The 11,746-nt window shown below is 41.6% G+C and carries 10 protein-coding genes; 7 read left to right on the top strand and 3 right to left on the bottom strand.

The window, feature by feature from the left end; genetic code table 11:
* The first annotated feature begins 14 nt into the window (after positions 1 to 14).
* From atpG to OM33_RS03120, 3 genes are read left to right on the top strand one after another with little or no spacing between them, the layout of a single operon-like run.
* A complete protein-coding gene (gene atpG / locus OM33_RS03130; protein WP_010561334.1) occupies positions 15 to 875 on the top strand; it encodes a F0F1 ATP synthase subunit gamma in 861 nt (286 codons plus the stop codon).
* A gap of 30 nt (positions 876 to 905) precedes the next feature.
* A complete protein-coding gene (gene atpD / locus OM33_RS03125) occupies positions 906 to 2,291 on the top strand; it encodes a F0F1 ATP synthase subunit beta (protein ID WP_010561335.1) in 1,386 nt (461 codons plus the stop codon).
* A gap of 13 nt (positions 2,292 to 2,304) precedes the next feature.
* Positions 2,305 to 2,721 (top strand): F0F1 ATP synthase subunit epsilon, encoded by a 417-nt coding sequence (locus OM33_RS03120; protein WP_038638651.1) that lies wholly within the window; start codon positions 2,305 to 2,307, stop codon positions 2,719 to 2,721.
* Between the two features lie 134 nt (positions 2,722 to 2,855).
* On the opposite strand, the gene OM33_RS03115 is transcribed toward OM33_RS03120, so the two are convergent.
* Entirely contained in the window at positions 2,856 to 3,509 is a 654-nt protein-coding gene (locus OM33_RS03115) for a PKD domain-containing protein (protein ID WP_038638646.1), read from the bottom strand.
* A 156-nt stretch (positions 3,510 to 3,665) separates the two neighbouring features.
* Here OM33_RS03115 and OM33_RS03110 point away from each other — a divergent pair, with 156 nt between their 5' ends.
* Entirely contained in the window at positions 3,666 to 4,313 is a 648-nt protein-coding gene (locus tag OM33_RS03110; RefSeq protein ID WP_038638643.1) for a YceH family protein, read from the top strand.
* Positions 4,314 to 4,328: 15 nt separating this feature from the next.
* A complete protein-coding gene (gene nadE, locus OM33_RS03105; protein WP_038638640.1) occupies positions 4,329 to 5,159 on the top strand; it encodes an ammonia-dependent NAD(+) synthetase in 831 nt (276 codons plus the stop codon).
* A gap of 66 nt (positions 5,160 to 5,225) precedes the next feature.
* Here nadE and OM33_RS03100 read toward each other — a convergent pair whose 3' ends face one another.
* The gene (locus OM33_RS03100) at positions 5,226 to 7,742 is read right to left on the bottom strand and encodes a zinc-dependent metalloprotease (protein WP_038638638.1); all 2,517 of its coding nucleotides are present in this window, start codon (positions 7,740 to 7,742) and stop codon (positions 5,226 to 5,228) included.
* Positions 7,743 to 7,912: 170 nt separating this feature from the next.
* Here OM33_RS03100 and OM33_RS03095 point away from each other — a divergent pair, with 170 nt between their 5' ends.
* Both OM33_RS03095 and OM33_RS03090 read left to right on the top strand, forming a co-directional pair.
* The gene (locus tag OM33_RS03095; RefSeq protein WP_038638635.1) at positions 7,913 to 9,988 is read left to right on the top strand and encodes a S9 family peptidase; all 2,076 of its coding nucleotides are present in this window, start codon (positions 7,913 to 7,915) and stop codon (positions 9,986 to 9,988) included.
* Position 9,989: 1 nt separating this feature from the next.
* Positions 9,990 to 10,577 carry a DUF938 domain-containing protein gene (locus OM33_RS03090; protein WP_038638632.1) on the top strand — a complete coding sequence of 196 codons (588 nt, stop codon included), beginning with the start codon at positions 9,990 to 9,992 and terminating at the stop codon, positions 10,575 to 10,577.
* Here OM33_RS03090 and OM33_RS03085 read toward each other — a convergent pair.
* Complete coding sequence (locus OM33_RS03085) at positions 10,554 to 11,696, bottom strand: GNAT family N-acetyltransferase (protein WP_038638630.1); 1,143 nt, start codon at positions 11,694 to 11,696, stop codon at positions 10,554 to 10,556. The genes OM33_RS03090 and OM33_RS03085 overlap by 24 nt on opposite strands.
* Between the last annotated feature and the right edge of the window lie 50 nt (positions 11,697 to 11,746).

Here is an 11,746-nt window from a genome sequence, read left to right as displayed (position 1 = left end):
TTCGGAGATAAGTCATGGCCGGCGGAAAAGAGATAAAATCACAGATCGGGAGTATTAAAAATACTCAGAAGATCACCAGCGCAATGGAGATGGTTGCCGCTTCTAAAATGAAGAAGGCACAAGATCGCGTGGCATCAAGCCGCCCATACGCTGAAAATATACGCAAAGTGATCGGTCGTGTTGCTCAGGCTAACTTAGACTTTAAACACCCGTTTTTAGAAGAACGTGATGTAAAGAAAGTTGGTTACATTATTGTTTCTACTGACCGCGGTCTATGTGGCGGCTTAAACTCAAACGAGTTTAAGAAAGTTGCACTAGACGTTAAAGCGTGGAAAGAAAAAGGCGTTGACGCTGAATTTGCTGCCCTAGGTAGCAAAGCAGCAGGCTTTTTCCAGCGTTTTGGCGGTGAGTTATTAGCAAGCAGAGCAGGGCTTGGTGATGCTCCTTCAATTCAGGACGTAATTGGTCCTGTAAAAGTGATGCTTGATGCATACTCTGAAGGAAAAATTGACCGCTTGTTTGTTGTTTACAACAACTTTGTAAACACGATGAAACAAGAGCCAGTGATCGATCAGTTATTACCTTTGCCTAAAGCTGACGAAGAAGTTTCTAGCCACTCTTGGGATTACTTATATGAGCCAAACCCAGAGGCAATTTTAGAAACTCTTATTAAACGCTTTATCGAGTCTCAGGTATATCAGAGTGTTGTTGAAAACGCTGCATCTGAACAAGCTGCACGTATGGTTGCGATGAAAGCCGCAACAGACAACGCAGGTGACTTAATTGATGAGTTACAACTGGTATACAACAAAGCACGACAAGCCGCGATTACACAAGAAATTAGTGAAATCGTGTCAGGTTCAGCAGCCGTTTAACGGTTGGCAAAGTTAACGAGAGGAATAGACATGAGTTTAGGTAAGGTCGTCCAAATTATCGGCGCCGTTGTGGACATCGAGTTTCCACAAGACAACGTGCCAGCCGTATATGACGCACTAAAAGTAACAAGCGGTGAGCTTGCTGGTTTGACTTTAGAAGTTCAACAGCAGCTTGGCGGCGGTGTGGTACGTGGTATCGCACTAGGTACTACTGACGGTTTACGTCGTGGTACTGAAGTAGACACAACTGGCGAGCCTATCAAGGTTCCAGTTGGTACAGCGACACTAGGTCGTATCATGAACGTACTTGGTGACCCAATTGATGAAGCGGGTCCAATCGGTGAAGAAGAGCGTTACTCTATCCACCGTGAAGCACCAAGCTACGAAGATCAGAGCAGCTCAGTTGAACTTTTAGAGACTGGTATCAAGGTAATCGACCTTGTATGTCCATTCGCTAAAGGTGGTAAAGTTGGTCTATTCGGTGGTGCGGGTGTTGGTAAAACAGTAAACATGATGGAACTTATCCGTAACATCGCAATCGAGCACAGCGGTTACTCAGTATTCGCAGGTGTTGGTGAGCGTACTCGTGAGGGTAATGACTTCTACCATGAAATGAACGAATCAAACGTACTTGATAAAGTATCGCTTGTTTACGGTCAGATGAACGAGCCACCAGGTAACCGTCTACGTGTTGCACTTACTGGTCTTACAATGGCTGAGAAGTTCCGTGACGAAGGTCGTGACGTACTTTTCTTCGTTGATAACATCTACCGTTATACACTAGCGGGTACAGAAGTATCAGCACTTCTAGGTCGTATGCCATCAGCGGTAGGTTACCAGCCTACACTAGCTGAAGAAATGGGTGTACTTCAGGAGCGTATCGCATCAACTAAGACTGGTTCAATCACGTCTATCCAAGCAGTATATGTACCTGCGGATGACTTAACGGATCCATCTCCAGCGACTACGTTCGCTCACTTAGATGCGACAGTTGTACTTTCTCGTGATATCGCGTCACTAGGTATTTACCCAGCGATCGATCCACTTGATTCATCATCTCGTCAGCTTGACCCATTAGTAATTGGTCAAGAGCACTATGACGTTGCACGTGGTGTTCAAACAGTTCTTCAGCGTTATAAAGAACTTAAAGACATCATCGCAATCCTAGGTATGGACGAGCTATCTGATGAAGATAAGCAAGTTGTATCACGTGCTCGTAAAATCCAGCGTTTCCTATCTCAGCCATTCTTCGTAGCTGAGGTATTCACAGGTGCACCTGGTAAATACGTATCACTGAAAGATACTCTTGAGGGCTTCAAAGGCATCCTAGCTGGTGACTATGACGATCTTCCAGAGCAAGCGTTCTACATGGTTGGTTCAATCGACGAAGCGATCGAAAAAGCCAAAGACATGTAATTAGGGGGCTGTTATGGCAATGACTATACATCTTGACGTAGTAAGCGCAGAAGAGACTATTTTCTCTGGTCGCGTTGAATCACTTCAAGTAACAGGTAGTGAAGGTGAGCTAGGTATTTTACACGGCCACGCACCACTACTAACACCCCTAAAGCCTGGTATGGTTAACTTTGTTAAGCAGCACGGCGAAGAAGAAATGATTTACATCGCAGGCGGTACATTAGAAGTACAACCTGGCACTGTAACTGTTCTTGCTGATGTTGCAACACGTGCAGAAGACTTAGATGAAGCAACTGCGTTAGAAGCGAAGCGTCAAGCTGAAGAGCATATGGCGAACGCATCTGCTGCAGACTTCAACTATGCTGAAGCGGCAATTGAGCTTTCAAAAGCGATTGCGCAGATCAAAGTACTTCAGTCTCGTAAGAAGTAATCAAACCTTACATGGTTTAGTAAAAAACCCGCCAATTGGCGGGTTTTTTGTTTTCGATTATTTAAATTTTAAAATGGAAATTTCAGAGGGTTAAGAAAACCCACATCTGGGATGTGGGTTTATATTCTTTTTAGCTATTGAGTAATCGGTATTTCCATCAGATGTACTTCATCGTGACCGTTAATATGAGTCGCCGTAAGTGACAAGGAAATTGGTGTCTCAGAGTCAGGCGTAATAAACGATACTTGGTTTGTATCTGCACCAATTAATTCGATGTCGTGTTCAGAACTAACCTGCCATTGGTAATGGCTGATATAGCTTAACCTGCCAAACATCTCAGGAGTAATCGTTACATTTTGCCCTACAGTGGCGATTACATCATTAGGCAGAGCTAGGTATACATAGTCATTAAAATCTTTTTCAAAGGTATCACTGACAGAAGCACCTTTTTCATCTGTAACAGTTAATTCAAATGCTAAGTTATACACGTCTTCCGAGGTAGACATTGGGTAATCGAAACTAAGTGTTGCAGCGCGTGTGTTAGTGAGCGTTACTTTGTCGCTCTCGCTAAGTAGTCGCCATTGATACGTTAAGGCGTCTCCATCAGGATCGGAAACATTAGGATTAATTGTTGTTGGTAATGTTTCGTTGAACTCATCGCCCCAATTAAATTGCGTAGTAACGGTCCAATTACCAATTTCTGGTTCGGAATTTGATTCATTATCACTGTCACATGCGGTGATCAGTGTTAGCAGTGATATTGCGAGAAGGGTCTTTTTTATATGCATTATTATTCCATTAATAAATTTCATTTCTTTGAGCTAAACAGTTTATATTTCAGTCAGCTAGAGTTCAATATAATAATTTTAATACGATAACTGCTTTTATTATTGGTTGAAATGCATTAAATGTATCATGTTAATTTTAGATGAAAGAGGATATTCATGGACTTAAATTTATCATTAGTTGAGCAACGCATTATTGGCTGCTTACTGGAAAAACAACAAACCACACCAGATCAGTACCCTCTTTCGCTCAATGGGCTCACTAACGCATGCAATCAAAAGTCTAATCGAGATCCAGTATTAGATTTATCAGAGTCAGAAGTACAAGATGGTTTAGATTCGCTTATAACAAAGCGCTTAGTGACTGTTGATGAAGGGCTTTCAGGTCGTGTAAATAAATATGCGCATCGTTTTTGTAATACAGAATTTGGTTCAATAAAGGTATCCAATCAGCAAAAGGCCATTATTTGCCTAATGCTTGTCCGTGGCGCACAAACACCCGGTGAACTGAGAACACGTTCAAATCGATTAGCAGACTTTAGCAATGTGACTGAAGTGGAAAGTGCTTTAAATGATTTAGTAGAGCAGGATTATGTTGTGAAACTAGAGCGTGAGCCTGGCAAGCGTGAATCGCGCTTTATGCATTTATTCGGTGATGTGGATATATCAGAACTTAAAGCGATGAATTCGAATGCGCAACCGGCTGTTGCAACTAGCCATCAAAGTGATGAAGTGGCACAATTAAGATTAGAAGTTGCTGAATTACGCAGCGAACTTGCAGAAATTAAATCACATCTAGGTTTATAACACAGGAGATAACCAGTGCGCGCTGAAATCATGGCTGAAATGAAGGTATTGCCTTCAATCGATCCTCAAGCAGAAATTACCCGTCGAGTCGCTTTTATTAAAGGTAAGCTGGTGGAATCTGGTACGCGTAGTTTAGTGCTAGGTATCTCTGGCGGTGTTGATTCGTCTACTTGTGGTAAGCTTTGTCAATTAGCCATTGATGAGCTTAATAACGAGCAAGCTACAGATAAATATCAGTTTATTGCAATGCGCTTACCTTACGGTGTGCAAGCCGACGAAGATGAAGCGCAACTGGCTGTGGATTTTATTCAACCATCAAAGCGCGTCACTGTAAATATTAAGCCTGCAACCGATGGTATGCATTCAGAAGCTCTAGCAGCGCTTGAGGCTGCAGCAATTGAGCCACCAGCACAAAGTGCTATCGATTTTACCAAAGGTAATGTAAAGGCGCGTCAACGCATGATAGCGCAGTACGAAATTGCAGGATTAACGCAAGGCTTAGTGGTTGGAACGGATCACAGCGCTGAGAACATTACTGGCTTTTATACTAAGTTTGGCGATGGTGCCTGTGACTTAGCGCCATTGTTTGGTCTTTCTAAGCGTCAAGTTCGACTGCTCGCTAAAACCTTAGGTGCGCCAGAATTACTGGTAACCAAAACGCCAACTGCTGATTTAGAGTGTGATCGCCCTGGCCTTGCTGATGAAGATGCACTCGGTGTGAGCTATGATCAAATTGATGATTTCTTAGAAGGTAAAGACGTATCAAAAGAAGTTGAAGAAAAGCTGATTGCAATTTATTTACGTACCCAGCATAAGCGTCAGCCCATTCCAACAGTTTACGATTAGTTTTGCTTTTATATTCTGTAAAAAAGGCGCTCACTGGAGCGCCTTTTTTGTTTTACAGACTAAGCATTATGCTTTAAGTGCTTTATCGATTAATGCATCGATATATGCTTTTTGTGCTTTTGCAGCATCTGATGCACCCCAAGATAGGCTTGCACCTTGAATATCTTGTAGTTGCTTGAATGCTGCAGCTTTTGCAAGGTTGTCATGCTTAGAAGGCTTAGCAACACCTGCCACTTTTATTAATGACTTCACATATTCAGTTTGCACGTTATGGCTTACTGACGACGCAGATTTAGCATCAACAAAAATCGCTGCAGTTAAGTCATTTAAGAAGCTATTTACATCGTATTCGTTACCGTATTTAGTGGTGTCAGAAATACGTGTCATGACGTTCGGGTGCAATAGTTGTGCTAGCACATTCTTTTGCATACGAAGCACCATTGCATGGTATTTTGGATCTTCGTTTTTACCATAATGACTAAAGCCACGACGCTGGTGTTGCATTTTATTTAGCAGTGGTTCCATGGCTGATAGTGCATCTGGTGCAAAAACATACTCAGTGAGTACCTTCATTGCTTCTTTTTGCTTCGCTAGAGGTACTGGCGTATAAGGTTGTGTATTACTACCTACGTTATCACGCTCTACGTAAACGCCACCGATATAACGCGATACAACACCTGCTTGGGCACGGTATTGACCAAATAGCATGTTAGCTTTGATTAGTAGCTCTTGATAAGATTCACCTTCAGTAAGCGCGGTTTGTTCAAGGTTGCCAAAGGTATGATTTACTAATGCCATGCGATCTTTTGCATAGGCAACGGCGTTTGATGACATATCACCAATCATAATACGTGGGTCAATATGACGACCTGGTGCACGCATATCGTCTGCATCATTACCAAATGCTAAACCATGTTCACTAGAGCGTTTTAAAATTGACTCTAAGCGTGCTGCTTCAGCTGTAGCATCGGTCAATCCTTGTGAATAACCATATTCAATTGCCCAGTCGTCATAAGGACCTGGTTTATCTTGGAAGTAATCGCCTTGTGTCATGCCCTTTTGAGCAATATTTGCTGGCGTGTAATCCATAACTGAGCCCGTTAAAACACCTTGTGTTTTAGCTTTGTCGTGAACCTCTTTCTCATCCCATAAAATAGACGCTTTCATATTGTGGTTTAAACCAAGCGTATGGCCTACTTCGTGAAGAATCAGCATTTTTAAGCCTTGCTCTAAAATCTCTTTCTTCGCGATATCCGTTGTTGCCAGTGAATTAGCTAGCATCATGCCTTGTTGTAATTCATGGCCTTGGCTGCAATGTAACCCTTCTTGGCTTGCAATCTCATGGCTGTGCGCACTTGATGATGCCGCTTGGCTGTATAAGCTGTCCATCATCCAACGGTTTTTCATAAACACGTACTCAAGCATGATATCTGAACCTAAGATCTGGCCTGTTAATGGATTTGCAAGTGATGGACCGTAACCGCCAAATGGAGGACGTGGAGAAGATGTCCAACGTAACACATTGTAGTTGATGTCGCCCGCATCCCATTCAGCGTCATCTGGTTGTACTTTTACAACAATGGCATTTTTGAAACCTGCTTTTTCAAATGCTAAGTTCCATGCTAGTACACCTTCTTTTACTGTTTCGCGCCATTCAACAGGTGTAGTATTTTCAATCCACCATGTAATTGGCTCAACAGGTTCAGAAATTGCGGCACTCGGGTCTTTTTTAACAAGGTTCCAACGATTAATGTAATCTTGATACGGTGCCCATTCACTTGATGTCATATCGTCAAACTGTTGGCCAAAGTAACCAACACGAGCATCGTCTTTACGAGGTTGATAGTCATTTTGTGGCAGTTCAATAAATGAATGCTGCACTTTTACTGATACCGTACGCGGGTCGGTTACTGATTGTGTACCACGAACTGTAGGGTTGGCATTTTTGAACACATAATCCACAACAATATCTAAATTATTTGTGTAGTTGCGGTTGCTTAAAATACGTGACTTTTTGTCATCTAACTTGCCAGGATTAAAACGTTTGCTCGCATTTTTATCACCTGCTCGCTTCCATGGCGATACTTTATGAAGCGCTTCGCTTTTAAAGAGCTTATCTACTTTAAGTGCAAACTTGCCTTCTTCTTCTTTTTCAATTTTTAAGCTTGCCAGCACAGCTTCACTGATATTTGCATCGCTTGCTTTAGCAATTGCATTGTTTGGATCGAACTTATAACGCGGTGTTTTACTAATAATATCAATACGGTCAAAATGACGACGGAACTCAATTAGTTTTGTCTCACGATATGCACCACGTACATGGCCAGCATCAATGACACCATCAACAGTGTGCGCAAAGTAAACGTAAGGCTTATTTAAGTTTGCCTCACTGATTACCATCATTGTTTCGCCGGTTTTTTTATCTTGATATAGATTGAATAACCCTTCAGAAGCGGTTTTTTTCTCTAGCATTTCAGCCAGTGTTTTATCTTTTTTATCGTCTTTTTTCTTATCACCTTTTGCCAGTGCTGTGCTGCTTGCAAAGCTAAGTGCTACGGCAAGTGAAAGTAGCTTTAATTTCATTGTGTTTCCCTTGGAACTTGCAAAGTTAATCTTTGTTTTATCTAAAAATGAGTCTACCCAAAGCAAAAACAGATTTAAAACGTAAAAAGTAACTTAATGTTAACGGTGCTTTATTTTGATAAACTGCGGCCATTACTAATGCTATTCATTTTGGGTTTATAGCTAACTTCATGACCACACAACGTTTAAATCGATGTGCAACCGCACCAATAGCCACTAAAAAAGCAAAAATTCTTAGCTCGCATAATTTAACGCGCACCGACAACTATTATTGGATGCGCGATGATGAGCGTGCTGATAAAGCGGTGCTGGCACATTTAGCCGAAGAAAATGCCTATTGTGATGCGGTGCTTAAACCAACAGAAGCATTACAAAGTGAGCTTTTCGAAGAATTGAAAGGACGTATTGAAAAAGACGATAGCACTGTGCCTGTGAAAGACGGTAATTATTGGTATCACAGTGAAGTAACGGGTGATGATGAATATGCACGGCACTACCGCACCACCAGCTTTTCTGGCGACAATAAACAGCTCCTATTGGATGTTAACCAGCTTGCGGGTGAACATGAGTTCTTCGATCTTGGTGAAATTGGTATTAGCCCAAATGACGAATTACTCGCCTATTCAGAGGATACTGATAGCCGTCGTATTTATACGGTGCGTTTTAAGCATATTGCGTCCAATACCTATTTGGATGACGTATTGGAAAATACCGAAGGCCAAGTTATTTGGGCTAATGACAATAAAACAGTATTTTATGTAAGGAAGGACTTACAAACCCTACTCGGCTATCAAGTATATCGCCATGTTTTGGGTACAGCGCAAAGCGATGACGTTTTAGTATATGAAGAAGACGATCACAGCTTTTATATGGGCTTAGGGAAAAGTCGCGATGATAGCTTATTAGTGATCGATATTGCGGCAACTGAAACCACCGACTGCCTAGTGCTCGATGCTAATAATCCAATGGGCGAATTTAAACGTTTAATTCCGCGTGAAACAAATCATATTTATGATATCGATAAGCTCGGTGATGAGTATGTGATTTACTCTAACTGGCAAGCTAAAAACTTTAGAATATTAACGGCTAATGCGCACACTATTGGTGACAAAAATCAGTGGCAGGAGTTTGTCGCTCATCGCAATGATGTGTTAATTGAAGGTGTTGAGTTATTCAATCAATTCAAAGTTGTAACGGAACGAGAGTTGGGCCAGATCCGCTTTATTGTGTATCCGCAACATGGTGACAGTTTTGCACTCGCATTTGATGATCCTTGCTTTTTTGCAGGCATTGGCGATAACCCTGAGCCAAATACCGATAAAGCGCGCATTTTCTATTCGAGCTTAACGACACCGAGTAGCTTATTTGAGTTTGATCTTAACACCGGTGAAAAGCGCGTACTGAAGCAGCAAAAAGTCTTAGGTGAATTTGATGCGGCAAATTATCAAGCGGAACGCTTGATGATCTCGAGTCGTGATGGCGTGAATATTCCTGTGTCGCTGGTGTATCGCAAAGATTCTTTTAAACAAGACGGTACAAATCCGATTTATCAATACGGTTATGGTGCTTACGGTATTACTATCGATCCAAACTTTTCTGCGCATAACCTAAGCTTACTCGACAGAGGATTTGTTTATGTAATTGCCCATGTACGCGGCTCTGAAATGCTTGGCCGTGAATGGTACGAACAAGGCAAAATGCAGCATAAGCAAAATAGCTTTAATGATTTTATCGATGTAACGAAAGCCTTAGTTGAAAAAGGGTATGGCGCACAAGATAAAGTGTTTGCATCAGGAGGCAGTGCTGGTGGATTGCTGATGGGTGCGGTAGTAAATCAAGCACCTGAATTATATCTAGGTATTGATTGTACAGTGCCTTTCTTAGATGTGTTAACCACTATGCTAGATGATTCCATTCCACTGACGACTAACGAATATGATGAGTGGGGTAACCCAAATGAGCGTGACGCTTATGACTGGATACAAGCCTATTCGCCGTACGATAATATTTGTGCCCAAGACTACCCAAATATTTTAGTAACCACTGGCTTTCATGACTCACAAGTACAGTACTGGGAGCCAATGAAATGGGTTGCTAAGTTGCGTGAGTACAAATCAGATAATAACTTACTGTTATTTAAAACAGATATGGACAGTGGCCACGGTGGCGCCTCGGGGCGTTTTAAAAGTTTAAAAGAACGTGCTTTGGTGTTGGCATTCTTCCTTTCGTTGTTGGCTGAAAAATAATATGCAACCTTATTCTAAAGCGTGTGAAAATAACAAAGAACCGATTTTAGCAATTTTAAAATCGGCCTTTTCAAACGTTTCTAACGTGTTAGAGATAGGCTCTGGCAGTGGGCAACATGCCGTACATTTTGCCCCTGCATTACCTCACTTAGTTTGGCAAACAAGCGATGTTGTTATAAACCATCAAGGTATGATGGCATGGTTAAATGCTTTTCCGGCCGATAACTTATTGCCGCCGTTACCGCTTGATTTAAACGATGAATGGCAAATCGCCCGTTATGACGCGATATTTTCTGCAAATACTTTGCATATAGTGAACCAATCACTTGTTACATCATTTTTTGATAAAACAGCTAAGCATCTCAATGTTGGCGGAAAGCTGTGTATTTACGGCCCATTTAATTACGCCGGTAAGTTTACGTCTGAGTCTAATGCTGAGTTTGATAATTGGTTAAAAATAAAGAGCCCTGAATGTGGCATTCGAGATTTTGAATGGATTTGTGAGCTGGCTAATGAGGCACAACTTGAATTAGTTAAAGACCACGAAATGCCGGCAAATAATCGTTTATTGGAGTTTATTAAAGGGTAACAAGCTGTCACATTGCGCTTTATAGTCTGCTATTTGTTGCCACTCATGTTTTAGGAAGTTCGCAATAGCTGGCTGAAACATCTCGTTGCGAATATGGTGGCATGAATAAGTATATTCAGGCTCAAAGCCCCGCAAAATTTTATGCTCACCTTGAGCGCCTGCATTAAAATAGTCGAGCTGGTGCTCAATACAATACTCTATGCCTTGATAGTAACAAAGTTCGAAATGCAGGCTATCAAACTCTTCGAAGGCGCCCCAATAGCGGCCAAACAGTGACTTTTGACCCTTTACAAATAAGCTCGCCGCAACCATTTCGTGATCTTTAAATGCAGCAGTTAGCACTAGGTTATCTGGCATTTTATCGAGTAACAGCTTGAAGAAATTTAGATTTAAATATCCATGGTGGCCAGAGCGTTTTAAGTAGGTTGCGCAATAAAACTGGTAAAACTGGGTAATAATTTGCTCTGTAATTTGGTCACTCTGTAACACATTTATACTGTCGACCTGCGCAGATGCTTTGTTACGCTCTTTTTTGATACTCTTTCGCTTTCTTGCGGTGAGCTTATCTAAATATTGGGAAAAGCTTTGGTATTGTCGATTGTGCCAGCTAAATTGCACCCCTCTACGGGCATTTACCTGAGCGCATTCTAATTGCTGTAATTCATCTTTTAGGCAAAAATTGATATGCCATCCGGACCAAGCGTGTTCTTCGGCTAAGGTATTTAAAAGTGATTTTATAAATGGATAAATCGCTTTATCAGTTGTGTTTTTTAGTCCTATTCTGGTTTCGGATACTGGCGTAAAGGGGACGGCGCATATCCACTTAGGGTAGTAATCTAATTGATACCTTTCATACGCTTCCGCCCACGCCCAATCAAACACATACTCGCCATAGCTGTGACTTTTAACATAGCCTGGCATTAGTGCAACGAGTTTGTCTTTTTGAAAAATAGCAATATGGTAAGGTTGCCACCCTGTTTGTGCACTCACGCTACCAGATAACTCTAAACTCGATAAAAAGTGGTAATTGGTAAAGCTGCTTGTGCTAAAGCAATTGCGCCACTGTACCTCGCTAATTTCATTTATATTTGTATAAACTTTGTAGTGAAAATTAGACATGCCCTTAGGTTATTTTGGTATAGTTCAACTGGGTTGTGTGGAATTGATAT

The organism is Pseudoalteromonas piratica, from assembly GCF_000788395.1.
GTDB lineage: Bacteria > Pseudomonadota > Gammaproteobacteria > Enterobacterales > Alteromonadaceae > Pseudoalteromonas > Pseudoalteromonas piratica.
Note: the sequence above shows the minus strand (reverse complement) of the source record. Positions and strands in the feature narration are given on the sequence as shown.

Coding starts and splice junctions, on each gene's coding strand:
- OM33_RS03095 (WP_038638635.1), top strand. CDS start 7,913: ATGACCACACAACGTTTAAATCGATGTGCAACCGCACCAATAGCCACT.
- OM33_RS03090 (WP_038638632.1), top strand. CDS start 9,990: ATGCAACCTTATTCTAAAGCGTGTGAAAATAACAAAGAACCGATTTTA.
- atpD (WP_010561335.1), top strand. CDS start 906: ATGAGTTTAGGTAAGGTCGTCCAAATTATCGGCGCCGTTGTGGACATC.
- OM33_RS03115 (WP_038638646.1), bottom strand. CDS start 3,509: ATGCATATAAAAAAGACCCTTCTCGCAATATCACTGCTAACACTGATC.
- OM33_RS03100 (WP_038638638.1), bottom strand. CDS start 7,742: ATGAAATTAAAGCTACTTTCACTTGCCGTAGCACTTAGCTTTGCAAGC.
- atpG (WP_010561334.1), top strand. CDS start 15: ATGGCCGGCGGAAAAGAGATAAAATCACAGATCGGGAGTATTAAAAAT.
- OM33_RS03085 (WP_038638630.1), bottom strand. CDS start 11,696: ATGTCTAATTTTCACTACAAAGTTTATACAAATATAAATGAAATTAGC.
- OM33_RS03120 (WP_038638651.1), top strand. CDS start 2,305: ATGGCAATGACTATACATCTTGACGTAGTAAGCGCAGAAGAGACTATT.
- OM33_RS03110 (WP_038638643.1), top strand. CDS start 3,666: ATGGACTTAAATTTATCATTAGTTGAGCAACGCATTATTGGCTGCTTA.